At 42.0% G+C, this 24,120-nt stretch carries 20 protein-coding genes and 1 pseudogene; 13 read left to right on the top strand and 8 right to left on the bottom strand.

Annotation, left to right across the window (positions count from 1 at the left end; translation table 11 throughout):
* The first annotated feature begins 274 nt into the window (after positions 1-274).
* Complete coding sequence (locus ACGEDC_RS09200; RefSeq protein ID WP_394497806.1) at positions 275-2,149, top strand: methyl-accepting chemotaxis protein; 1,875 nt, start codon at positions 275-277, stop codon at positions 2,147-2,149.
* Positions 2,150-2,469: 320 nt separating this feature from the next.
* On the opposite strand, the gene hutZ is transcribed toward ACGEDC_RS09200, so the two are convergent.
* From hutZ to ACGEDC_RS09185, 3 genes and pseudogenes are all read right to left on the bottom strand, one after another.
* Positions 2,470-3,012, bottom strand: coding sequence for a heme utilization protein HutZ (hutZ, locus tag ACGEDC_RS09195; protein ID WP_055025952.1), 543 nt, complete (start codon positions 3,010-3,012; stop codon positions 2,470-2,472).
* Between the two features lie 72 nt (positions 3,013-3,084).
* Entirely contained in the window at positions 3,085-3,594 is a 510-nt protein-coding gene (gene hutX, locus ACGEDC_RS09190; protein WP_055025951.1) for a heme utilization cystosolic carrier protein HutX, read from the bottom strand.
* 164 nt (positions 3,595-3,758) lie between these two features.
* Positions 3,759-5,794, bottom strand: a pseudogene (locus ACGEDC_RS09185) (TonB-dependent hemoglobin/transferrin/lactoferrin family receptor).
* A 354-nt stretch (positions 5,795-6,148) separates the two neighbouring features.
* On the opposite strand from ACGEDC_RS09185, the gene ACGEDC_RS09180 reads away from it, so the two are divergent.
* The 8 genes from ACGEDC_RS09180 (at position 6,149) to hutW (ending at position 14,821) form a co-directional block, all read left to right on the top strand.
* A complete protein-coding gene (locus ACGEDC_RS09180) occupies positions 6,149-6,913 on the top strand; it encodes an energy transducer TonB (RefSeq protein WP_394497803.1) in 765 nt (254 codons plus the stop codon).
* 20 nt (positions 6,914-6,933) lie between these two features.
* The gene (locus tag ACGEDC_RS09175) at positions 6,934-7,704 is read left to right on the top strand and encodes a MotA/TolQ/ExbB proton channel family protein (protein WP_119968100.1); all 771 of its coding nucleotides are present in this window, start codon (positions 6,934-6,936) and stop codon (positions 7,702-7,704) included.
* The gene (locus ACGEDC_RS09170) at positions 7,704-8,126 is read left to right on the top strand and encodes an ExbD/TolR family protein (protein WP_055025947.1); all 423 of its coding nucleotides are present in this window, start codon (positions 7,704-7,706) and stop codon (positions 8,124-8,126) included. The genes ACGEDC_RS09175 and ACGEDC_RS09170 overlap by 1 nt, the downstream gene beginning before the upstream one ends.
* A gap of 103 nt (positions 8,127-8,229) precedes the next feature.
* Positions 8,230-9,120 carry a heme/hemin ABC transporter substrate-binding protein gene (locus ACGEDC_RS09165; RefSeq protein ID WP_394497800.1) on the top strand — a complete coding sequence of 297 codons (891 nt, stop codon included), beginning with the start codon at positions 8,230-8,232 and terminating at the stop codon, positions 9,118-9,120.
* A gap of 59 nt (positions 9,121-9,179) precedes the next feature.
* Positions 9,180-10,196, top strand: a complete 1,017-nt coding sequence (locus tag ACGEDC_RS09160) for a FecCD family ABC transporter permease (RefSeq protein ID WP_055025945.1) — start codon at positions 9,180-9,182, stop codon at positions 10,194-10,196.
* 1 nt (position 10,197) lies between these two features.
* Positions 10,198-11,121, top strand: a complete 924-nt coding sequence (locus ACGEDC_RS09155) for a heme ABC transporter ATP-binding protein (RefSeq protein ID WP_394497798.1) — start codon at positions 10,198-10,200, stop codon at positions 11,119-11,121.
* A 251-nt stretch (positions 11,122-11,372) separates the two neighbouring features.
* Positions 11,373-13,196, top strand: coding sequence for an ABC transporter ATP-binding protein (locus ACGEDC_RS09150; protein WP_394497796.1), 1,824 nt, complete (start codon positions 11,373-11,375; stop codon positions 13,194-13,196).
* A 239-nt stretch (positions 13,197-13,435) separates the two neighbouring features.
* On the top strand, positions 13,436-14,821 hold the full coding sequence (gene hutW / locus ACGEDC_RS09145; RefSeq protein WP_394497794.1) for a heme anaerobic degradation radical SAM methyltransferase ChuW/HutW: 1,386 nt from the start codon (positions 13,436-13,438) through the stop codon (positions 14,819-14,821).
* Between the two features lie 90 nt (positions 14,822-14,911).
* Here the strand turns inward: hutW and ACGEDC_RS09140 are convergent, their stop codons facing one another.
* The gene (locus tag ACGEDC_RS09140; protein ID WP_394497792.1) at positions 14,912-15,817 is read right to left on the bottom strand and encodes a LysR family transcriptional regulator; all 906 of its coding nucleotides are present in this window, start codon (positions 15,815-15,817) and stop codon (positions 14,912-14,914) included.
* 210 nt (positions 15,818-16,027) lie between these two features.
* On the opposite strand from ACGEDC_RS09140, the gene ACGEDC_RS09135 reads away from it, so the two are divergent.
* Both ACGEDC_RS09135 and ACGEDC_RS09130 read left to right on the top strand, forming a co-directional pair.
* Positions 16,028-16,426 (top strand): VOC family protein, encoded by a 399-nt coding sequence (locus tag ACGEDC_RS09135; protein ID WP_080914567.1) that lies wholly within the window; start codon positions 16,028-16,030, stop codon positions 16,424-16,426.
* Between the two features lie 90 nt (positions 16,427-16,516).
* On the top strand, positions 16,517-17,056 hold the full coding sequence (locus tag ACGEDC_RS09130) for an NADPH-dependent FMN reductase (RefSeq protein WP_055025940.1): 540 nt from the start codon (positions 16,517-16,519) through the stop codon (positions 17,054-17,056).
* A gap of 5 nt (positions 17,057-17,061) precedes the next feature.
* Here ACGEDC_RS09130 and ACGEDC_RS09125 read toward each other — a convergent pair whose 3' ends face one another.
* The 3 genes from ACGEDC_RS09125 to ACGEDC_RS09115 all read right to left on the bottom strand — a co-directional run bounded on the left by ACGEDC_RS09125 (position 17,062) and on the right by ACGEDC_RS09115 (position 18,771).
* Positions 17,062-17,583, bottom strand: a complete 522-nt coding sequence (locus tag ACGEDC_RS09125) for a GNAT family N-acetyltransferase (RefSeq protein WP_394497789.1) — start codon at positions 17,581-17,583, stop codon at positions 17,062-17,064.
* A 73-nt stretch (positions 17,584-17,656) separates the two neighbouring features.
* Entirely contained in the window at positions 17,657-18,313 is a 657-nt protein-coding gene (locus ACGEDC_RS09120; protein ID WP_055025938.1) for a Bax inhibitor-1 family protein, read from the bottom strand.
* 107 nt (positions 18,314-18,420) lie between these two features.
* Entirely contained in the window at positions 18,421-18,771 is a 351-nt protein-coding gene (locus ACGEDC_RS09115; protein ID WP_055025937.1) for a DUF4870 domain-containing protein, read from the bottom strand.
* Between the two features lie 484 nt (positions 18,772-19,255).
* Between ACGEDC_RS09115 and ACGEDC_RS09110 the strand changes: the two genes are divergently transcribed.
* Complete coding sequence (locus tag ACGEDC_RS09110; protein WP_394497786.1) at positions 19,256-21,193, top strand: sensor domain-containing diguanylate cyclase; 1,938 nt, start codon at positions 19,256-19,258, stop codon at positions 21,191-21,193.
* A gap of 44 nt (positions 21,194-21,237) precedes the next feature.
* Here the strand turns inward: ACGEDC_RS09110 and ACGEDC_RS09105 are convergent, their stop codons facing one another.
* Positions 21,238-22,035: a molybdate ABC transporter substrate-binding protein gene (locus tag ACGEDC_RS09105; RefSeq protein WP_065110237.1), complete on the bottom strand. Its 798-nt coding sequence runs from the start codon at positions 22,033-22,035 to the stop codon at positions 21,238-21,240.
* A gap of 607 nt (positions 22,036-22,642) precedes the next feature.
* On the opposite strand from ACGEDC_RS09105, the gene ACGEDC_RS09100 reads away from it, so the two are divergent.
* A complete protein-coding gene (locus tag ACGEDC_RS09100; protein ID WP_394497783.1) occupies positions 22,643-24,097 on the top strand; it encodes a methyl-accepting chemotaxis protein in 1,455 nt (484 codons plus the stop codon).
* Positions 24,098-24,120: the final 23 nt, after the last annotated feature.

The following is a 24,120-nucleotide window of genomic DNA, read 5'->3' as shown; positions in this document are numbered from 1 at the left end:
TGATGAGTTTAAGAAAGCTCAAATCTACGTCGCTTTATTACTTTCAAGCTATAGCATTTTGAACAAGGATGAATTTTTATTGCAATAAAGCAAGCTTGTATATCGTCTGTTCTGGTTTCGTTATCAAGGTGTTTTGCTTGCTGATTTAATCAGCAATTTGCTATGAAAAAACGACCACTTATGACATCATCCGCCGCTGAAAAATAGCCCTATTTGGGCAAGCATTGGTTGCTAAATACTTACCCCTTTCAATAGCAAGGTCACACTGGTTTATATGAAATCTAATTCGTTAAAATTGAAAATTATCTTTCCGGTATTAATCGCCTTATCAGTCGTCATTGCCCTATTGTCTTGGCAAAGTTATTCCAGCCAAAAAACCATGTTGTTAACCTCAAATCTAGAGCAGGTTCAGCGACTCAGCAGCCAACAAACTGAAAGAATTAGTGATTGGTTATCATCTAAAAAAGATATTCTGAATGCGCTCAAATCACGGATTAACCAAGGCGACGACATTCATGTTTTGCAACAAGCATTAGATTCAGGTCGCTTCGAGTCCACATACTTTGGTAAAGATACCGGTGAGATGATCGATGCAGACACTAGCATTGATAATACAGGTTATGATCCTCGTACTCGTCCTTGGTATCAGCAAGCAATGACCAGCCAAGCGATGATTCTTACCAAACCTTATGTAGACTTCCCGACTAAAAAAGTCGTGATTACCCTTGCTGAAAAAATCCATAATGGCGTCATTGCCAGCGATGTGAATATTAACGACTTAGTCGATGATGTTAACCGTATGACCTTGCCTTCTAATGGCTTCGCTATCATGATGCATAAAGATGGTACGGTTATCGCTTATAAAGATGCATCAAAAACAATGGGACATATTCGCGATATTGATAACCAACTGGATCTTAATGTGTTGCAGCAACAGCGCCGCAGTGATCAATTAATTCCAATCCATTTTGAGCTTGAAGGCCGTGACAAATTAGTCTGGGTTGAGGATATTCCTCAAACGGATTGGGAACTGATTGTTCTACTTGATCAAGCAACGCTTGAAGCCCCTCTAGCGAGCTTGCTTGTCAAACAACTTGGACTAGCTGCATTAGTGCTTTTAGCAAGTATGGCAGTGATTTCATGGTTAATGACTAAGTTACTTCTCCCTCTCGGTCGTGTCTCAAATGCACTGTTTAAAATCGCTGATGGAAACGGTGACTTAACCCAGCGTATTGACGTTGAGTCTAAAGATGAAGTGGGAGTGTTAGCAGATAGCTTTAATCGTTTTGTTAGCAGCCAGCACTTACTCATTAGTCAAATAAGACAAGTGGCACACCAACTTGATCAAAATGCTGATAATAGCTTAGTGAACAGTCGTCATGCTGAAAAAGAAATTCAAATCCAGCAGCAAGAAGTCACTATGGTCGCCACTGCGGTAACTCAAATGGCCAGTGCGACACATGAAATTGCATCCAGTGCAGAAAATACCGCTACCGCAGCGCAACAATCCAGTAGTAGCAGCTTACAAGGCCAAAGCTTAGTGGATAATACCCGTCAATCAATTCATTTATTGGCCAATGAAGTCACCCAAGCAACGGATGTGATTAGTGAATTGAGCCGTCATGCTAATGCTATTTCCAGCATCTTATCGACGATTCAGGGAATTGCTGAACAAACCAATTTGTTAGCACTAAACGCGGCCATTGAAGCAGCAAGAGCTGGTGAACAAGGACGTGGGTTTGCCGTTGTTGCAGATGAAGTACGTGTACTTTCTCGTCGTACTCAAGATTCAGCCCAAGAAATCTATGAAACGATTGAAACGCTACAAACCACCACATCAAATGCTGTTGAGCTAATGCAAAGCAGCCAAGCACTCGCTACTAACAGTGTCGAAGATGCCAATGAAGCGAATAAAGCCATTGAAGAAATTACCCAAGCAGCGGCATTAATTTCAGATATGGCCAGTCAAATTGCTACCGCGGCAGAAGAACAAACCCAAGTGACAAATGAGATCACGCAAAATACAGTGGCAATTAAAGACGTCACGGATGAAATTGCACAAGCATCCGTCACAGCCCATCAAGAAGCGCAGCAATTAAAAGGGCAAGCAAAGGCACTTAATGACTTAGTGGCCACTTTTATTTTATAAGCAAACATCGACAATTTTTGGCCAAGGCCTCAATAAGGAAAAGCCCAAGTTTACATTAAGTAAACTTGGGCTTTTTGCCATTAAAGTGAGCAACAAATCTTGTTAAAACAATATCATCTTTTGGGGTTGAAGTTATTGTATTTGTTTAAGTAAAACCACAATAGTGCAGTAACACACTCACTTGTCATGGCAAATATCGTAACATCTAGAAATGCACTTAACTAGTACTAAATCATTACAAATACATTGCAAAAATATTACAAACCCCATGTCGAAAAAGTAGCATAAAACTCAGTTAACCTTGGCTAACTGAATTCTGATTACGCTTTTTCAGCAGGCTCTTTTGGGGTGCCATGATGACCATCACGCTTCCAATCTACATCAAGTAACTCTGCACCTGACAAGCTAAATGCTTGGCCAAATCCTTTAACGTATAAGCCATGATGCGGATTTAGTTTAAATAGATTGAAATCAGTTAATCCTGCTAGATTGTCAATCATTTCGCCAAAACGTGCCGACAATGCCGCCACACCTTTAGTGAATGTTTCACTATCACGGGCAACAATTTCAGCTGTCGCATCAAAGGTTAAACGCTTACGTGCAAACACACTTTTCGACTCAGACTCATCAGCAACTAGCATGACAGACAGTTTATTAGAGGCTTTTAAGTTAGTGCCGTGGCGTGCTAACTCGCTGACCAAAATATAAAAACCATCATCGGCCAATGCAAATGGAGCATAACTGGCGTTAGGTACACCATCAGCATCTTGCGTTGCCAATTGTAAGGTTGAACGTTGCGCTTTGAATTCTTCAATTTCTGGAAGAAGTTTCTCTCGTAAGCGTTGCTCTTTTTCTGTCGACATCACACATTCCTTTTCTCTATTTTCTAATCAGCAGCGATGACAAACAGTCATCAAAAACGTTGTCATCAACAACTAAGCTGCAATGTTCACGCTATCTTTAAGTGCTTGAAAACGCTCAACCTGTTCACTTAATAACACGCGCTTTTTATCTCTGCCTAAATACACTTTAAAAACCACTTCACCTTGTGCGCCGAAGAAGTTAATTGAGTGGCTTTCAGTGCCTCTGAACGGCTTGCTGATCAGGGCAATTGCACTGATATCATCCAGCTTTAAGTGACCATGTAAGCCTTCACCTTTGGTGATTAAGTTGTAGTAACCATGAGCGTACTTACCCTTAGGGAAGCTACCCTTAAATTCAAAAATGCTACCTGATGCAGACACAATCGTGGTCATATTGCCCCACTCTGGTAGTGAAGCCAGTAAGTTATCTTTTTCTGTCAGTGGTAATAAAGCCAACTGCTCTGAAGGCAGTGCTTTAACGACTTCTAACTCTGTGATTGCTAACTCAGCTGCAACCTGTCCTGGCATCGCTGCTGGGTTGTCGGCGAGGTACTGCTTGATTTGTTCTACTGATACAGCCATGGAATATCTCCAAATATTTAATAACCCTAATATACGAATCTTAAATCCTGAAAAAGCCGCTCAAGCTTTTAACTTTGAGAGGCTTTCCAGATAAGAGAGCAAGTGTTATCCACACTATTGCTCTCTCAGCTCGGTCTAATTAATTCGTTTACAGGGTAAAAGAATTAAAACGAGTAACGCGCTGACAATTTGAAATTCCTGCCTTGCTCATACAAGGTTTGCCACGCTTGGCGATATTCCTCATCACCGATATTTTCTACTGCAAAATCTACACGCAAGCCTTCGAATGTCCCCATTGCTGGTTCCCAAGCTACGTAAACATCCCACAATTTGTACGAGTCATATTGCTCTAGGTTGTCAGTTGGTAACTGATCTTGCTCAGCAACATACGTAAAACGAGTACCAAACTTCATATCGCCTTCCATAATGGCTTGCGATAAATCTAAGCCCATTTTCTTAGCTGGGATATTAGATAGATACTCATCTGACTCTTTATCTTTACCTTCAGTTTGACCATAGTTGAAGGTCAAACGAGTTTGCTTAAAACGGTAGCGAGTGGTGAACTCAAAACCGGTTAATTTAGCTTCGTCGACATTATCCCAAGAGGTCGTTTGCTCAAGTCCTGGAATCCCATAAAGTGGGTTAGATACAGACTGTTCGATGAAATCATCAACATCGTTTCTGAATGCACTTAAGGTCACTACTAACTCATCATCGCCCGCTAAATCAGCAAAACGCATGTCGGCTTTGATCTCTTTGTTTTGCGCTTTTTCAGCTTTCAGATCTGGATTAATCTCGAAAGTGTTACATAAGCCATCTGGCAAGAAACCTGGGATAGAAGGAATACAGTAATGTGTCCCTGTTGAGTACATTTCTTCCATGCTTGGTGCACGGAATGCTTCGTCGTAACGTGCACTTAAGGTTAACCAATCAGTCGTCTTCCACACTAAGCCAACTGATGGCGTAAACGCATTGTCGTCAGATGATTGGTTTAAGTTATTACTTTCATTTTTGAAGGTGTCGTAACGTACTGCAGCATCTAGTGCCAAGGTATCGGTTAAGCTAATATCGGCTTTAGTGAAAGCCCCCAAACCGTAGACTCACCGTCGATATCATCAGGACGTTCACCAGCTTGGCCATTATCGTCACGTACAGTATTAATGGTGTCTTTGTAACCATCCACACCATATGTCAGCACAGTATTGCCAAAGGTAGAGCTGTTATTAAGACTAAAACCTATGGTGTCGTATTCCGTGCTATCAACTTGGTCTTTAGTCACACGATCTTCGTCGTAATTAGTGCTATTCCAATATAGCGTCGCGTTTAAATCCAACAATGGGTTATCTGTTGGGTTTAAGCTGTAATCTAACGTCACGTTTTGATCTGTCGTATTGCGTTGAACTAATGGTACTGAGCTGCCCACGTTAGTCGCAGGATTACTTGGTACTAACTCATCAGTATCTGAAAAACGTGCAGAAAACTGTAGACGCTGATCATCAGTTGGTTCCCAACCTAATTTAGCTAAACCGCTCGTTGCTTCTGAAGCACTGTTTTCAAGGGTTTGGTCGTTACCAATCTTGATATTGTTGCTGTCGTGGTAGCTACCACTTAATAACCAATCAATATTGTCAGCTAAACCATATAAAGTACCGCTGGTTTTGATCTTGTCGCCGTTCGTTTCAAAACCTTGTTTGATGTAGCCACCAAAGGTATCGCCTTCATCTAAAAAGTCTTGGGCTGATTTGGTATTTTGTGCAACCACACCACCAATCGCACCACTTCCCCATAAGCTACTTGCAGGGCCACGCACAACTTCGATTGAGCTTAGTAGCTCAGGATCCATGAAATAGGTGCCACGGTGACCAGAATTGGTGTTTTGACGCGCGCCATCAATAGTTTGTAGGACTCGCTGTCCACTTAGACCACGGATTTCAACACCTTGAGACGAAGCTCGAGGACCATTAGTCACACTAACGTTAGCTTCGTTTTTCAGTGCATCTGCAACCGATGAAGGTTGTGACTCTTGCATTTTATCTTCGCTGATCACTGTCACGCTTCGGCTAGTATCAGAGACTTTTTCACTGATACGCGTTGCTGTGACTAAAACTTCATCAAACTCGGTGACTGTTTTGCTTTCTTGTGCATATGCGGTTGTACTGAAAACCATTGCCATTGCTACTACGAGTGGCTTCTTGGTCATGATTAAATCCTCAAAGTATAAATACAAAATTCGGCTTAGTTCGAGGGAAGTAATGACCACTCTGTGTTAGTGAAAAAGCTAATGAATCATTCAGAAAAACTAATCACAAAGTATTATTACCGCCTAACTAATTGCCGCACTTTACCTGAGAATAAAACCTAGATCAAATGAAAATCATTATCATTTGCGATCTCATTACTTATGTTGTATGTTTAGCGATATCTTGATACTTACTATTATTAAGTGGTTGTAATTATTAGCTTTGCAAAGATTGTAAAGATTTTAAGCTAACTGATTGCTTTTCTTAAAAATGGTCAATATCTAACCGAATTCTGTTGTAGAAGAATATAGATCATGACACCTAGACGATATTTTGCTTTTGGATGTTTAACCGTTTTAATCCAAGGAGGCGTTCTCGCCTCTCAAAATACTGAGCCTGAAATTCAGCTCGCGGCAGGGTCCGCAATGGGGTCAAATCAAGCTGTTAGTGTCATGGTAGCAATGCAAGCAAGTGCACAAGCTCAAAGCACTGAGCAAACCATTGAAGAAGTGCTTCCAGAGCTTAAGCCAGAAATTAAACCAGAGCCGAAGCCAGAAGTTAAACCAGAACCTAAGCCAATTCCTGAGAAAATCGTCAAAACCGATCCTAAAAAGCCAGCACCCGATAACGTCATCGCAAAAGTTGAAGAGGTCATTGAGCAAGAAGTCGTTGAACCAACACCAACGCCTGTGACCGAGCAACCTCCAACCGAAATATCAGATACCGAACTTGCCAGCACAGATGCAAGTGCAACCCATGAACAGCAACAAGTGGAGGCCCAACAAGGCGTTACTCAACAAACCGTCGCGTTACAGAAACCGACATTTTCAGCGCCGCCATCACAACCTAATTACCCAAGAAAAGCACGTAAAAGAGGCTTTGAGGGCACAGCGACAGTGGAAGTCATGTTTAATCAAATTGGTGAGCAACTTTCGCTCACTTTAGTTAATAGTTCAGGTTATAGCCTACTTGATGCAGCTGCGATTGATGCTGTTGAAAAGTGGAAATTTGCCGCACCTTCACCGCAAACCGCTTTTGCTTACACAGTAAGAGTCCCGGTGAAGTTTGCGCTAAATTAATCTGAAGATAGGAAACCAACATGTCTCAACCACTATATTTGCAGCTCTCAGAGCAATTAGGCTACTTAACTTGGCCACTGTTTATTTGTGCTTTTTTAGCATCACTTATCATTCTTGAACGACTTGCGTTAATGGCCAATGAGTTATTAAAACGTGACGCTTGGTTAACAGAACTGAGAAAACAAACTCGCAGTGCGACAACGGAGCAGCGTCAGCAATTAATTGCTCAACTAAGCCAAGGCCGCAGTATGTTGGCTAAAGGAACGGGGCTATTGTTATCCCATGGTGACCATCCTAGAGCCATGCGTGAAGAAATTTTAAATTTATGGCTAATCAAGCAAAAAGAAAAACTGCAATCGGGCTTAAAAGTATTACATATTATTGGTGTCATCACCCCGTTACTCGGCCTATTGGGCACAGTACTAGGTCTTATTGAAATGTTCAGCCAGCTGGGAATTTCAGACGGTCCCGTCACTCCATCACAATTGGCAACAGGACTTGGGCTAGCAATGAATACCACAGCTGCAGGTCTTATCATTGCCGTGCCAGCCATCACCATGTCACATTTGATTGGGTTATGGGCTGAAAAACGCTGCAACAAAATGGCTCATGCTCTCAACCAGCTTAACTTATGGTTAGAAGGCTTCGACCAAGCATTAAATATTGGTTGTGAAGTCCCTTGCGGCGCAAATGCACCTTGCCTTAAAGCCAGCAATACCCACGCAAGTCAGCAACAGACATCATCAAACATGACACCACCAATGGCAGCAACCTTGTCGGAGTCAAACTGATGATTGGCTCTGAACAAGGTATAGGATCATCGGCTCAAAGTAGCATTGGCATCGATCTTACGCCGCTTATCGACATCATCTTTATCGTATTGGTGTTTCTGCTACTGACTGCCAATACCCAGTTACTGACGCTACCTGTGGATGTACCCACTGAAACCAAGTCAGAACTGGTGGGCTTATCTCAGGAAGAACACCTTTCAGTCAACATCATGGATGAAGCACCACATTGGGCACTCGACGGACAAACGTTTGACCAATTTGATCAGTTTGAAGCAGCCTTTATTAGTGCGTTTAATGCTTCACCTGATCTCAATGTGGTGGTTGCTGCAGATAAAAATGCGCCAGTACAACCATTGATGACCGTACTTGCTTTATTACAAAGACAGCAAATCAGTAATACCCAAATTTTAATGGAACCCTAATGACTGCGCTTCTAATACTGACAATCGACTCACAGTAAAAGAAACACATAGGGTTTCCACAGTAATTTTTGAGCCTTTATCATATTTATTCGGAGTTTTAATTATGCTCAAGCAACAAACATGTCAATCTAAAACCTTTTTATTCGCCAGCTTAATGGCACTTTCTGGGGCTATTTTTAGCTCAGCAACCATGGCTGAACAGCGCGTTGTCAGTGCAGGTGCTGGTATCACTGAATTAGTGATTGCCTTGGAGGGGAGTAACGAGTTAGTTGGTGTCGATTCTACTAGTCAAGTCCCTGAAGAACTCACCTCAGTTGCAAAACTTGGCTACCACAGAATGCTGTCGGCAGAAGGTATTTTAGCGTTATCACCAACGTTATTATTGGGCTCTGATGCTATGGGACCTAAAAATACCTTAGAGGTTTTAGCTGGCGCCAATGTTGAAGTGGTATCGCTACCTAATGCCAATACTAAAGAACAACTCCTGCAAAATGTTGAAAAAATGGGGCAGCTACTAGAAAGAGAAACTCAAGCGGCAGCACTCACAGAGCAAATTCAACAGTCTTTTGCAGAAATTGATGCTAAAAAACACACCATAGCCAAACAAGGTGATGCCCCTAAAGTTCTTTTCCTACTACTACAACCTGACCGTCCAGCACGTGTTGGCGGCGATGACACTGCTGCAGATATCATTATTAACCTTGCTGGCGGCAATAATATAGCGGGTTTCTCAGGTTATAAGAGCGTTTCTCAAGAAGGTATTTTAGCCCTGCAACCTGATGTCATTCTGATTTCAAACCGCAGCGAAGAAGTGGCAGAAGATCCTGCAGAAACGCTATTAACCCAAATGCCATTACTTGCTCATACCCCAGCAGGCGAACATAAGCTGATTAAAAACTTGTCAGCTAAAGCATTGCTCGGCGGATTGGGGATCAGTGCTGTCGAAGCTGCCGATAAGCTTGCCAGTGACTTTATTGAGATCCAACAGCGCTAAGTTTGTTGAACGGCTATAGCAAATATTAAACGTGCTGCATTAACGCACTAGGAACTATCATGGAAAATCAACGTTGGCTTTGGCCCTGTTTACTCACCGCTTTGGTGATAACAAGCCTGTTGTCTGTCAGCATCGGACCATTACAAATTAGCCCTTCCACCAGCTTCAATGCCATGGTGAATTGGGCAACTGGACAAGAATTAGCTGCGGTTGCTCCCCACGAGCAACTGGTGATTAATAACGTCCGTTTACCCCGTACTCTTTTAGCTCTAGCTGTGGGCGCAACATTAGCCCAGTGCGGCGCTGTCATGCAGGGGTTATTCCGAAATCCGCTGGCGGATCCTGGCATTATTGGTGTGTCCTCAGGAGCAGCACTTGGTGCAGCAATTTGTATTGTGTTATTTCCCCAAGGTGGCGAATACCTTGTGGCTTTTAGCGCCTTTTTCGCTGGGCTTATTACCACCTTGATTGTATACCGTTTAGCATCGAGCCCAAGCGGTACCTCTGTTGTGCTACTGCTGCTTTCAGGTGTTGCCGTAGCCGCACTTGCAGGTGCTGGTATCGGGGTGCTGACCTATATGGCCAACGATATGGCATTACGTGACTTAACCTTATGGCAAATGGGCTCGGTCGCGGGAGCACAATGGCATTATGTTGTACTGAGCTTAATCGCCCTAGCCTTAATCAGTTGGCAATTTAATAAAAGTGCTAAGGCATTAAATGCATTATTGCTAGGCGAAGCAGAAGCAAGGCACCTTGGCCTTGATGTTGATAAGCTCAAACTCAAGTTAATTGTTTTGTGTGCTATTGGCGTCGGTATTGCTGTTGCAGCTACTGGGATTATTGGCTTTATCGGTCTTGTTGTTCCGCATTTAGTGAGAATGATGATAGGGCCAGACCACCGCTTATTATTGCCTTTAAGCGCGATGTTAGGTGCTGCAATATTGGTGGTTGCTGACATAGGCGCACGCTCTATTGTTGCACCATCTGAGCTACCTGTTGGCCTTGTCACGGCACTGTTAGGTGCGCCTTTCTTTATTATTCTATTACTCAAACAGCGCAATAAGTTGGTGTAATATGATGAGAAATCTAGAATTAAAATCCATGTTTAAAACACATAAATCTGCGCCTGCATTATCAGGATTAGAATTGGCTGGCGCTGACAACACGCCATTGACTCAACATAAGTCAAAGCCCGATGCATTCAGTCACTCTGCGGTGCAAGCCTCACAATCGGTTATTAATATCAGAGATTTATCTGTTCATATTGGCAAAAAAGCCGTGTTAACAGATATCAATATAGACATTATGCCCGGCCAAGTGACGGCGCTGCTTGGCCCTAATGGTGCGGGTAAATCCACGCTATTGAAAAGCCTTTGCCAAGAAGTAGCATTAACCTCTGGTGAGATCACTTTACAAAACAAACCACTCGCCAAGTGGGATCGTGCTGAACTAGCGAAATCCCTTGCTGTTTTGCCACAACATGCGTCACTCACGTTTCCATTTAAAGTCCACGAAGTGGTACAGATGGGGTTATACCCATTAACCCTTAATCAGCAGCAAGGTGCTGATTTGGTGGATAAACAACTAGAACAAGTGGCACTGTCTGCATTGAAATATCGCAGCTATCCAACGCTTTCAGGTGGTGAAAAACAACGTGTGCAATTAGCGCGGGTGTTAACCCAACTTGCTCAAGCACCGAGTCACCCAATTCTGTTTCTTGATGAGCCCACATCCGCATTGGATTTAGCTCAACAGCATCGCGTCCTAGAACTCGCTCAAAGCTTGGCTCGTGGGCAAAACTATTGCGTTATTGTGGTATTACATGACCTCAATCAAGCTTGCCGTTATGCCGACAGGTTAGTGGTACTTGAACAAGGTGAAGTAGTCAGTGATGGCGCACCTTATGAAGCGCTAACCGCTGAAGTGATCGAGAAAGTTTGGCACTACAAGCCCACCTTAGTTATCGATCCTAAAAGCAACCTTCCACTTATTTTTTAATATACAGACATTCAAATATCGCGCAGCCTCCTAGCCATTGCTAGGAGGTCACTGCCATTTTTACTCTAATACCAATCACGATAAATAAGTGTTCAGAAATAGCGTAGGAAACATACTTGAGAACAAGGCAGATTTTTTATAAGTAGTGATTCTACAACCAAAAAATCCAACACCGTTATCGCGTGTTTTCACAAGCTAGGCTGAACAGTTATTTATTACGATTGGTATAAAACCTTGTTAAGGACGCAACTTTGCAACAACCTCATCCACAGCTTAATTGGGCTTGGTTAAAACAGAAGATTCTTGCCCATAAACGGCAACTATTTCAGGCAAATATGATAGCAGTTGCCGCCACGTTATTAAGCTTACCTATCCCAATGCTAATGCCATTTCTAGTAGACGAAGTGTTGCTAGAAAAACCAGGTTGGCTATTAAACACCTTGCACCCAATTTTGCCTGACAGTATGCACAGTGCTGGCGTGTATATTGTTATTGTTTTAGTGGCTGTGATTGTGCTGCGGTTACTGACGATGGTGACACAAGTTATCCAAGCCAGAGAGTTCACCAAAATCGCCAAACGCATCAGTTTAGATGTGCGTGAGCGCATGCTAATGCAATTACCTAATATGCAAATAAGCGCGTTTGATAAATACGGTAGTGCAGGGTTGGCATCTCGCTGTATTACTGATGTTGATACTCTTGAGCGCTTTGTCAGTGACACTTTGTCACGGCTGATCATCAGCGTATTGACTATCGTCGCCATTGCCAGTGTCTTGCTATGGCTCAACTGGCAATTGGGTTTGATGATCATTTTGCTCAATCCATTGGTTATCTACTTCTCTTCTCGATTTGCTGAACACGTTAAAACATTACGTCGTAAAGAAAACGCAGCAACTGAGGCATTTCAACAAGCCCTTGTCGATACCATTGATGCCACACGAGAGTTACGTTTAGCACAGCAAGAAAAGCACTATTATCAACGTGTATTTGGCTTAGCCTGCAATTTAAGCCAGCATGCCATTGCCAACCAATGGAAAACAGATGCGCTCAATAAACTCAGCTTCACTACTTTCTTGCTGGGATTTGAATGCTTTCGTGCGATGGCCATCTTTATGGTGTTGGTTTCAGATTTATCCGTCGGCCAAATTTTTGCCATCTTCAGTTACCTTTGGTATTTGATGGGACCCATTCAAGAGTTATTGAACATTCAATATGCTCGATTTGGCGCACAAGCCTCGATGGAACGACTCAATCAGTTATTAGCGTTAGAGACTGAACCCGCAGAAGTAGAAACGCAACAGCCAAAACAAGTGACTCAACCACAACGACTTACTGAAACATCAGCACAACAAGCAATGGGCTTAACCATTGAATTTGATAATGTCAGCTTTGGTTTTGCCGAAACGCCAAACTTGTTCCACCAGCTTAACTTACATATTGCTGCCAATGAATCCGTTGCCTTACTAGCAATGAGTGGCGGCGGTAAATCAACCTTAGTCAATTTACTGCTCGGCTTTTACCCTGCTCAATCAGGGAACATCTTAATAAACGGTCAGACTATCGATGACTTTGGTATCAACGCATTAAGGCGTCGAGTCGGTTACGTGCCGCAACACCCTAAGCTTATCGCTGGCACATTACGTGAAAACCTGACTTTCGGCGCTGATGTAAGTGATTCAACACTATGGCAAGCCCTTGAAAAAGCGGAATTATCAACCACTATAGCCAGTTGGTCAGAAGGGTTAGATACAGACTTAGGTCGCAGCGACACACGATTATCAGGCGGGCAACTGCAACGTCTCGCGATTGCCAGAATGTGGATCTCAGCACCTGATTTAGTCATTTTAGATGAGGCGACTTCAGCCCTTGACGCCGCAACAGAAGCCAAAGTACTGCAAAACTTACACGCATTTTTGCAAAACCGTAGCTGCATTATTATTGCCCATCGACTGAATAACCTAGATTTAGCCGATCGAATTCTGGTGTTAGATGACGGCCAAATTGTGCAGTCAGGTAACCAGACGCAGCTCAAACAAGAGGCGGGATTGTTTAAGCAATTGTTTGCCACGACTTAGCGCAAATAGCATAGCAATAGGCTGTTTAACGTGACTAAAAAGGCATGCATTAGCATGCCTTTTTTATTCAATGCAATCCAACTACTCGCCTTACAACAAGATCACTAACGCATCAATTTAACCCAGCTTCGCTGACAATCTTTACAATGCAAAGCGGCAAAACTTGATCTAAACCAAGCAAAATGCAAATGATAATGGTTATCATTAACTATATTTATTTTTACTTGATGTGAGTAACCATGATCTTAACTTCTTCCATGACAGGCATTGCAAGCCCAGACCCTTTGCAACATGCATTTAAAGTCAAAAGCGCTCCCCATGCAGGTCGAAGTGGTAGCCGTCCAATTAAAGTTGATGAACAGCTTTGGCAACAATGGTGGCAAACGGAAACAACTGCAGATAAACGTGCTTTATATATTCATATTCCATTTTGTCGTAAGCGTTGTAGCTTCTGTAATTTCTTTGAAAATGGCGCTAAACCTGAGCGCATTAGCCACTACATGGAAGTATTGTGTCAGCAGTTAACACTCGCCTCGCAAACAAAGCTGGCACAAAGTCAGCCCTTTGACACGGTTTACGTCGGTGGTGGTACACCGACTGATATTACCGCTGAGGACATTGCCAAGTTAGGCCAAGCTATTCAACGATTTCCATTAGCTGATAATGCAGAAGTCACCCTAGAAGGCCGCCTAAATGGTTTTGATGACGCTAAGTTTAACAATGCGCTAGATAACGGTTTTAATCGTTTTTCATTTGGTGTTCAAAGCTTTGATACTGCTGTACGCAAAGCTGCAGGTCGTTTTGATGATAAAGAGACTTTGCTTAAGCGATTACAACAGCTTAGCCAACATCCAAACGCCAGTATTGTCATCGACTTGATCTTTGGTTTACCTGGGCAAACCATGGATATTTGGCAACAAGATATTCAAGCTGCAATTGACTGTGGAGCCCATGGCGTCGATTTATATCAGTTAATTGGCTTAGCGGGTAACCGTATCGATAAAGCCAGCGAAAAAGGCAAAGTATTAGGTACTGAAACCAGTGAATTTCAGGCTGATAGCCAAACCCGTGCCAGCATGTATGCCTATGGCGCTAATGCACTAGAAAGCCAGCAATGGCAAAGATTATCTAGCTGTCATTGGCGCAGAGATGACCGTGAGCGCAGTGTGTATAACTCACTCGCTAAAAGCGGTATCGAAATTTTGCCTTTTGGTGCTGGCGGCGGCGGTAGCATTCATGGTCATGGCATGATGAATGCCAGAGATTTAAGTGAGTGGCACCAAGCACAAGTTGTCACTGAAGATGCAGAGTCGAGCAGCCAGACACGATTGCCAGCACAAGTACCAGGCATGGCGCTCAGTCCAAATCCATCTGCCGCATTTGATGCTATTTTTAAACGTGGCTTAGACTCAGGCACATTATCATTCGATGGGATTGAAACCGATGTTGTTATTCATTTGCAGCCATTATTTGAAGCTTGGCAGCAAAATGGACTCGCAACGATAGATGACCGTTGCTTGAAACTCACGCTTGCAGGCCGTTTTTGGAACGTGAATATGCAAACGGGTTTATTTGAGTATTTAGCTAAAAACCCAATGAATGCAGAAGCACAGTTAGCAAGCTAATTGACCAACTTAGGCGAAGCAGATATACCAATAAACTAGGATATCTGCTGCATCAAATACCGCTTGTTCATATCGTAAATAATGGACAAGTTATGAAGCTGGCATATGCTCCACCAGCATATCAATGAAACTTCGCACCTTTGGAGTTAAATGCTTGCGACTAGGATATACAGCGTAAATATCCACTTCAGGTTGCACATAGTCACTAAACAACACCGTTAGCTTTTTCTGCTCTAATGCCTTAGATAAATAAAAAGAAGGCAGGCGGCAAATACCATGATCATCCAGCACCATTGCTAATTCCATATCCGCATTATTGCAACCGATAACTTGGGGAACATCGACCGTCACTGTCGCTTTTTCAGGGTGTTCAAATACCCAACGACTAGGATGCTTTAAATTGGTGTAACAAATACATTGATGAGTAATAAGGTCTTCTGGAGACTGCGGCGTCCCATGTTTTGCTAAATATGCTGGCGTTGCTACCACTAATGCGTGAAATCGACTGAGGCGCTTACAAATCAAATTAGAATCATCGAGCTGTTGGGTTGCTCTTATCGCTAAGTCATAACCATCTTGAATTAAATCGACATGACGATCACTAAAATCAATGTCTAAGTTAATTTGTGGGTATTGCTGCATGTATAAGGACAATATCGGTTGTAAGTGCATTAAACCTAAAGTGACCGGGCAGCTAATTTTTAACGTGCCACTAGGCACTTGTAAGCGACTATCTAACATAGCGACAGCTTGCTCTGCATCTTTGACTATCTGCATACACTGCTGATGAAATAACTTACCTTCTGGTGTTAAACTCAATGAGCGTGTACTGCGATGTAACAAGCGAGTTTGTAATCGCTGTTCTAATTTTGTCACCACTTTACTGATGTGCGATGTCGAGTGACCGGTTTTTTCGGCGGCAATCGAGAAGCTACCAGATTCGATAACTTGACTAAAAATTACCAGGCCATCAAACAATTTAGGGTCAAGATTCATATGTCACTCTCTTCATCAAATTAGCCAGACACACAGGTCGACATTCATTCCAAAATAACACCAATTTTTAATATAACCCACAATTACAAGTCATATGGAAATAATCATTTACCTTATACCTACTTAATCCCACGTCATGATATCGCTAAAGTAACCACATCAACGCACGAGGGCTCAAGCCTTTAAGTGGTTAACTATAAGGAAATAATCATGGAACAGATCACTCGAATTAATCATTATGGATTACGCGTAAAAGACCTTGATATTGCTAAAGCATTTTACGCGCAACTTGGATTTAATTATGTGGCTGGTCCATTAGGGCCAGAGCCAGTAGCAATTGTCGAACACCCGAGTGGTATCAACATTAATTTTATTTTGAATGCCGCACAAACTGACACGAATGTACTAATGGATATTCCCACTAAACACACTGGCTATACCCATATTGCGTTAGAAGTTAATGATGCTGACGTCATGATTGAGCAATTAAGCAAACGCAACATTCCACTCAGTGGTGAACTAATGCAGCACATTAATGGACGTTCATTCTTCATTCGAGATCCTGACAAAAATGTCATCGAATTTATTGAATACAAGCACGTAAATTAATGTTAAACATAAATAAATACGAGTAATTTACCCCAACATACATTTTGTTTTAACTGACTTATTCTGGCTTAAAGAGCCTAAGGCAATAACATGAAAATTTTAGCATTTGCAGCAAGCAGCAGTCGTCATTCCATTAATAAACAACTCGCACAATATGCGGCTAACCATGCCGCGACATTAGTTGATAATGCCGAAGTTGAATTGCTCGATATCAATGACTACGAAATACCATTATTCAGTGAAGACCGTGAGAAAGAATTGGGTCAGCCTGACTTGGCTAAAGCTTTTTTCAACAAAATTGGTCATGCGGATGCTATTGTTATTTCATTTGCAGAGCATAACGGCTCATACACCGCAGCATATAAAAACCTATTTGATTGGACATCACGCATTGATCAAAAAGTATTTCAGGGTAAGCCAACATTACTATTGGCCACCTCGCCTGGCCCAGGCGGCGCGAGTACAGTACTTGCAGCGGCGACAGGTTCAGCCCCTTACTTTGCCGCTGAGGTCAAAGGCTCGATGTCAGTCCCTAGCTTTTATCAAAACTTTGATACCGAGAAAGGTCAATTAACCAATGCAGAACTTGTCGCAGAACTGAATCAAGCTGTGGTTCAATTAGTTAGCTAAGTCATTCAAACCACTCGATAACGCTGTATTATTGCCGCAGCGTTATCTGAGCTCTGATCGTCTGACAATGATATCTCTGACGCTAGTATCCCACCATTTACCATTATCATTTTTGCTGAAGCAACATTGTGCTTATAGCAATGAATGTGTAGCTCATTAATGCCTTTGAGTTTTGCCTTAGCAATAACCAGTCCCATGAGTTCAGCCCCTAAGCCTTGACCTCTATAACTTGGACGAATGCCCAAGCCAATGTGCCCGCCACAATGTCTAATAGCGTCATTTAACCGCAAGCGTAAATTGGCGACACCAACTAACTCAGCCTCATCAACTAACCAATAGGTTTCGCTGGCGACATAACCTTGAGGCAAGTTAACCCCATCAGCAAAGTTCTGAATTTTTTGCAACATGGCTTCAAAATCTTGATGTTCAAAATCCAGTGGAAAAGGATAACGCTCTTCATCGGCTAGTTCGGCAATATAAGCAAGATAACTGGATTGGTATTCTGCACTGGGTTTAACGAGTTTCAATGATACTTTCCCTATATTAATTGAGACAAAAAAAGAGCCTCACGGCTCTTTAATGTTAACCCCTAATGAGCACTTACTTGCGACCTAAAATACGTAAAATTCTTAGGAATAAATTAATGATGTCCATATACAAGGCTGCAGCGCTATCTATCGCGTTATCAACTGTTTTAGGAATTTGATTTGCGCGCCCCCAGTCGTAGCCAATATAGCCACAAAAGATCAGCACGACTATCCAATCTAATATGCCATGGTGGATCCCAAACACATAAATTTCAATTAATTCGATGACGATAACCAACAGCAGCGCAATGGTTAACGCTCCGGCAATTTTACTGAAAAAAGCAGGGAACAATGTGCCTAAACACATCATTGCAATAGTCACTAACCCAGTAATACGAATGGCTTCAGACACGAGTGCAGCGTCATATTGACTCACAACCAAGTTAATAATGAAACCAAATGGCACGACCACGAAGTTGTAGCCAATAAAGCTCACCACAGGTTTATCTGACGATGAAAATAGGTAAATACCTAAAAAACATGACGCAAAGTAACCAATAAAAAATACCCAAGAATTAACAGATGCAATTGCTTCTGGGGAAATATTAGTCACCATCCACCAGTTAATGCCAAAGCCCCAGCATAGGGTTAACCCAATCAATAAATTGTATAATGGCCCACTGATAATCTTGTCTGTGGTATATGTTCGATCAAATACATTTGTTTCCACTTAGCTTTCCTTATCACTCAATCATTCTTCAACTTACGTTCAAATAAAAATGACGAAAGCACAGCTTTCGTCATTGAGCCTTTCTGGTCATACTGACCCAGTGATGTTTATTTAATTAAACGTAAGATATAAGGCACTTTAAAGTCTTCTGCTTTTGATGCCGCAATCGCACCTAAAATACAAAACACTAAGTTAAATATCCCAACAGCAAACATGGTCAACATGCCAATAACGATAATAAATAGAAGGCTTGAAATAAAGTAACCAATGATAACGGTGATCGAGAGGTTTAACGATTCTTTTGCTTGCTGGCGAACATATTCATCATCAGTCTTGACGAGATATAAAACCAAACCAGGAATAAAACCAAAAAAGATGGTGCCTATCCAACAAAGTAGTGCCAAGTTTTTAGAGTCTTGACTCACTTCTTGAGTTTGTAATGTTGTTTCTTCACTCATTTTTGCAATCCTTATTTGCCTGATTTAGGCACTTTTCTTTTAGAGTTGTTGTGGTTATCGAAGGCATATTAAGCAGAGTTTATGACAGGAATATGCAAAAGCTGGTGTAAGGATAAATCTGAAAGCTCCTTTTCACGTACTCGATTGCAATCCTTCACGTCTCGAATGACAATATGTTTCTTAACTTAGATTACCCAGCTCACCTCGTTAGTGCAATAGTACTCTTTGATTAAAATCACACTTTACAATTATCATTAAACATTTAAAAACATCATCTTATAACGCTTACCTGACTCTCCTTCCTTGCGTCATTGTTTAAAACTACAGCGTCATCAACCTCAATAAAAAGTCGTAACAAGGCTCTGTGGCATTAAATGGTAACTCTTTAATTACGACTTTTATTAAGCTAGTTATCACCCAAGAGCGGCTGTTTGGTGACGTGCTGCCATATTGATTATCAACTTTTTATCATCTAAGTAGGCTTATGCAACAAACTCAACGAAGAAAAAATATTCGCGTATTCAAGCTGATTTTTAGTGTCATATTGATGTTCAGTATCAGTGTGGGGTTTTACATATTTAATCAGTACCAAAAAATTGAAAATGACGAAATGAAGCGTATCAATGACAAGCACAGTCAGCGATTAACGTTTTCAACAGACAAGCTCGCAGCTGTTATTGAGGGCGTTGATGACATCATCAAAAAGCTCACTACGAGCCCGCAGATCATGAAATTTACTGAGCACCCTAGTCAGAGCAGCCGCGATACGCTTGAAAATATGTTTTATTTTGTGGCAAAAAATGAAGCCATATACTCGCAGATTCGTTATATAAACAATGATGGTATTGAGCTAATTAGGGTTAATAACCTAGGTGTTCAACCCTTGCGAGTGCCTACAGCGCAATTACAAAACAAGTCTCAACGCCCGTATTTTGTGTATGCAAAGCAGCTAAAACAAGGTGAAGTTGGTACTTGGCCAGTCGACTTAGAAATTGAAAATGGTGAGTTATCACAACCTATTCAGGCAAGCATGCGTATCATCTCGCCTGTTTATCACCAACAAAAACGTCAAGGGTTTATGGTGATAAACCTGAGTATTTCTAACATGCTAAGCGCCATTGATGGGATTCATCAAGATAATGTCGTGACAAAAATATTTGAACATCAAGGCCACTTACTTGCAAGCGATCAACCTAATGAAACATTAGATAATTTACTTCATAACAAAGCAGGCTCTAGCTTGGCTGAGCTTATGCCTAATTTATGGAAGCAAATTCAATCGTCTGAAAATGGCCGCCTAACTCAAGATGATGCAGTCTACTCTTATGCAAGGCTATCCCTTGGAGAGGCCTACAGCCCACTTGGCCAGTATATTGTTATATCTAGCCCGACAGACTCACCTTATGTGCAACAACAAAAACAACACCTACTGGTGAATGGCTTACTCATTTTGCTACTGATTGCGGGTATTTGTGGCTACATTTTCCAATTATACAACCAGCATGAAAATGAATTGGCTAACAGCCAATTGATTGAAGCCGCTTTTAATGGTGTTGCGGGCGTGATTATTACTAATCCACAATTTGCATTGATAAAAGTGAATCAAGAGTTTGTGCGGGTTTCGGGTTATACCCAAAAACAGCTACTCAATAAATCACTGTATCAATTAAACCTGTCGCTCAATGAGCATCAAGTTGCCGCCATAAAAATACAATTAGAAAAAGATGACTTATGGAAAGGTGAGATTGTCGGTCATAACAAATCAGGCCTGCAATATACGCTGATAACCCGAATACAAACGTTAAAAAACAACATAGGGCAAGTCAAAAAGTACGTGATTACCTTTATCGATATTACGCAACGAAAACTGCTTGAAGAAGAATTACGAAACCAAAGTGAGTCGGATCCTTTAACCGGAGTCTGGAATCGTCGTAAGTTTGACAAGGAGCTAGATAATCTCACGGTTTATACTAAACGTTACCCTGATTACCAAGCATGTTTAGGGATCATCGATATAGACCATTTTAAAGTCATCAATGATAAGCATGGACACGATGCTGGTGATGTTGCATTGCAAAAGTTAGCCCACTTTTTAAATCAGCAATGCCGTGAGACAGACATTGTCGCTCGCATTGGTGGAGAAGAGTTTGCAGTGTTAATGCCTCACACCTCTGCTGCTCAAGCTGAGGCTGTGCTTAACCGACTTTGCCGTATTATTGATGCCAATTCGCAGTTCCCTTTCACCATTAGTGGTGGAGTCACTAAAGTAAAAGACGATGCGACCTTAGCCTATAAACATGCTGATATCGCCATGTATAGAGCAAAAAAAGCGGGGCGAAATCAGGTTATGCAATATGATGCGACAACGACGAGCAACACTCAGATGCGAATGACATCAAGCTCGAAACTGAGTGTCGTATAAAGCTAAAACGCTTGATTTAGGCCAGCGATACTGGCCTAAAATCACTATTTTAATGGGGTATCAAAACCGTATTTAGCCAAAATTGCTTGGCCATCCGATGATAAAATAAAGTGCGCTAAACCAGCGGCATCAGGGTTAGCCCCATTAACAAGCGTTAGCCCATATTGTGCGCCAACAGATAATGCTTCTGGCACGCTAATAATTTGTAACGCTGGCACTTCTTTTTGTGCCAATACCGCATTGGTACAGTAGGTTAAGAAGATATCTGCCTGATTATTTTCCATTACCCAACCATAAGGGTTACGCCCTTCAGGCGCTTTAGCTGAGTGTTCGCCACCTGTTAGCTGTAACGCTTTTTGTTGTAATGTTTGCTCTGCACCAGTTTGTAACTGTTCAGCTTTGGCAAATAACTTCCAAGCATAATCACCCGCAGGATCCGCTTTGGGTGTCGATGTGCCCACTCTAATATCCTTACTTAGCATTTTATCCAATAACTGCTCACTGGTAAGTGAGACATTTTGCTGGGCAATGGCACAGAGCTTATTGCCAGCAAATCGCACTACAGGCCCTGCTTTATCAGCTTTATTGAGAGTCGTTGGGTGTTTCATGTTTGCTGATGCATACAAATCGACATGCTCGCCTTGCTCAATTCGCTTACGTAATAATCCAGATGGGGCAAACTGCGACGCCACTGCTACATCATATTGATCTTGATATTGAGCAACGACTTCCGTCATTGCCGTCTTTAAACTTCCTGCAGCTCTAAACTCTACTGTCTCAGCGGCAACCGTACTCGCTGAGAAGCTGCTCATTACAGCTAAGGTGACTAACCATTTTTTCATGTTAATTCGCTCACAAGTTAATATTTTAAGGTCAATGATTTGGCATTAATCACTATTGATTCATGCCGTTACATTATTCTCAGTCGCTTACACTATGCTTTTCGGCACAAAATAAACTCGGCATTCATCGCAAAATCAAACATTCACATCAATAATTTACATAGAGGAAAACAGCGGTAAATAACATAACGTTAGTGACTATCGCTCGCTATTTGACATGACATTATTAGCCCAATGACGCAGCACTTCTCGCTAAACTTTTTGTTATCTGCGCCGATATCTCTTTTATCAGTGCCAATAAACAATGTGTTTATGTCACCTCACTTAGCTCAACCAATTAATTGGGTTTGATTGGTGATGTAACGTGAAATTAATCAACAGATAAATCGCTAAAAAAAGATAAAAAATAATCAGTGACAGTCAGACTGAGATCTGTCTCGATTTATTCACTGGTAATACTCGGTAACATGCCAGCTTATTACATGTAACACTTTGTATTGATGAATTAAATTATCAATATAATTTACAGAATATATTGTAGGCACTGACCGCATTTGCAACTTAATGTCAGGGCTAGATTGTTGCTTTGACTAAAGGAATGCTCGACATGAAACAAATTAGCTTTCGTAAAGTAGATGCTGTACTCATTAAGCTCAGTTTAAACGGTAAGTTTTGGGTTATATGCGCTCTTGTCACCGCGATTACCGCCGCTATAGCTATGACTCAATACGTCAATTACACCAATCAAATTGAATACAGTTCAGAGCAATTCGCTCAATCCAGAGTCAATGCTTTTGCACAAAGCGCTCAAGCTCAAGGGCTTGATGAACAAGCATTAGTTGATTTCGCTCATCTCATTGATGCAAAAGTTGGCCAATTAACTCAGGCTACACGCTATCAAGACAACATTACCGTTAGCGCACCCGTCAATAACTCAGCGTTAATTCTAACAGTGAATGTCGCTAAATTAGAGGCAGAACCCTTATCCAGCGCAAGCAGCATGCTGATTTGGGCATTTGCCGGTTTACTGCCTCTGTACCTACTGTGTTATTGGATTTCGACTTCGTTAGGTGGCGGACTATGGGACATGTATGTTGCCATCAAACGTCTTGCTGAAGGTGACTTAACCTGTCGCCTTAATTTTTTTGGTACGGATGATTTCAGTCTTATTGCCCGAGAAATTGATCGCAGTGCCGATAACATGAGCGAAATGGTGACCGCCATTGCAGCCAATGCGCAAACCTTGTCTAATGCTGCACAAGAATTTAATCAGCAAGCGCAGCAAAGTGAGCAACTTACTGAGTATCAACATAACTTTTTAGATACAGTATCGGTGGCAATGTCGCAAATGACCACGGCGATTGAAGCTGTCTCGCACCATGCAAGCAGTACCAGTGAACAAACTCAAACAAGCTCATCGCAAGCCAACAATAGCCAAGTGCAAATCAGTGAAGCCGTCAATCGTATTGGCACTTTAACAGGTCGCATCTCGCAGGCATCTATCTCTGTTGATGAGCTATCAAAAGCTGCTGCCAATATTGGTGAAGTGGTCACCACGATTAATAGTATTTCTGAGCAAACTAACTTATTGGCGCTTAATGCTGCCATTGAAGCGGCACGAGCGGGTGAACAAGGTCGTGGGTTTGCTGTCGTTGCCGATGAAGTACGTACTTTGGCTAGTCGCACTCAGCAAGCGACAGTAGAAATACAAACCATGATAGAAGGATTACAGAAAGACACGGGCACCTTATCGCATATTACTGAAGACATTGTTAAACAAGCTGAGCAAGGGCAACAAGCCATTGCCTCGGTAGGTGAAGATGTTGATGGCATGGTCACTTCAATTAACCATGTGTTTGATATGAGCTCGCAAATCGCTTCATCTTCTGAGCAACAAAGCGCAGCTTCTCGTGATATTGCTCAGCAACTGCATGACATTCGTAGCCAAGCAGAAACGATACATGAAACATCACATCGCTCAGTGACCATTGCAAACCAACTCACTCAAGCATCTGTTGGATTAGATGATATTTTAAAACAGTATCGTTTGGCTAAATCATAAGCCGACTTAAGTACTCGCTAACT

This window comes from Shewanella sp. ENK2, from assembly GCF_043568515.1.
Classification (GTDB): Bacteria; Pseudomonadota; Gammaproteobacteria; order Enterobacterales; family Shewanellaceae; genus Shewanella; species Shewanella japonica.
Note: the sequence above shows the minus strand (reverse complement) of the source record. Positions and strands in the feature narration are given on the sequence as shown.

What these genes read in the sequence shown, in the direction of transcription:
- ACGEDC_RS09105 (WP_065110237.1), bottom strand. Translation starts at nt 22,035, where the DNA reads ATGAAAAAATGGTTAGTCACCTTAGCTGTAATGAGCAGCTTCTCAGCG.
- ACGEDC_RS09155 (WP_394497798.1), top strand. Translation starts at nt 10,198, where the DNA reads ATGATGAGAAATCTAGAATTAAAATCCATGTTTAAAACACATAAATCT.
- hutZ (WP_055025952.1), bottom strand. Translation starts at nt 3,012, where the DNA reads ATGTCGACAGAAAAAGAGCAACGCTTACGAGAGAAACTTCTTCCAGAA.
- ACGEDC_RS09170 (WP_055025947.1), top strand. Translation starts at nt 7,704, where the DNA reads ATGATTGGCTCTGAACAAGGTATAGGATCATCGGCTCAAAGTAGCATT.
- ACGEDC_RS09135 (WP_080914567.1), top strand. Translation starts at nt 16,028, where the DNA reads ATGGAACAGATCACTCGAATTAATCATTATGGATTACGCGTAAAAGAC.
- ACGEDC_RS09115 (WP_055025937.1), bottom strand. Translation starts at nt 18,771, where the DNA reads ATGAGTGAAGAAACAACATTACAAACTCAAGAAGTGAGTCAAGACTCT.
- ACGEDC_RS09165 (WP_394497800.1), top strand. Translation starts at nt 8,230, where the DNA reads ATGCTCAAGCAACAAACATGTCAATCTAAAACCTTTTTATTCGCCAGC.
- ACGEDC_RS09160 (WP_055025945.1), top strand. Translation starts at nt 9,180, where the DNA reads ATGGAAAATCAACGTTGGCTTTGGCCCTGTTTACTCACCGCTTTGGTG.
- ACGEDC_RS09200 (WP_394497806.1), top strand. Translation starts at nt 275, where the DNA reads ATGAAATCTAATTCGTTAAAATTGAAAATTATCTTTCCGGTATTAATC.
- ACGEDC_RS09180 (WP_394497803.1), top strand. Translation starts at nt 6,149, where the DNA reads ATGACACCTAGACGATATTTTGCTTTTGGATGTTTAACCGTTTTAATC.
- hutW (WP_394497794.1), top strand. Translation starts at nt 13,436, where the DNA reads ATGATCTTAACTTCTTCCATGACAGGCATTGCAAGCCCAGACCCTTTG.
- ACGEDC_RS09175 (WP_119968100.1), top strand. Translation starts at nt 6,934, where the DNA reads ATGTCTCAACCACTATATTTGCAGCTCTCAGAGCAATTAGGCTACTTA.
- ACGEDC_RS09110 (WP_394497786.1), top strand. Translation starts at nt 19,256, where the DNA reads ATGCAACAAACTCAACGAAGAAAAAATATTCGCGTATTCAAGCTGATT.
- ACGEDC_RS09100 (WP_394497783.1), top strand. Translation starts at nt 22,643, where the DNA reads ATGAAACAAATTAGCTTTCGTAAAGTAGATGCTGTACTCATTAAGCTC.
- ACGEDC_RS09130 (WP_055025940.1), top strand. Translation starts at nt 16,517, where the DNA reads ATGAAAATTTTAGCATTTGCAGCAAGCAGCAGTCGTCATTCCATTAAT.
- hutX (WP_055025951.1), bottom strand. Translation starts at nt 3,594, where the DNA reads ATGGCTGTATCAGTAGAACAAATCAAGCAGTACCTCGCCGACAACCCA.
- ACGEDC_RS09140 (WP_394497792.1), bottom strand. Translation starts at nt 15,817, where the DNA reads ATGAATCTTGACCCTAAATTGTTTGATGGCCTGGTAATTTTTAGTCAA.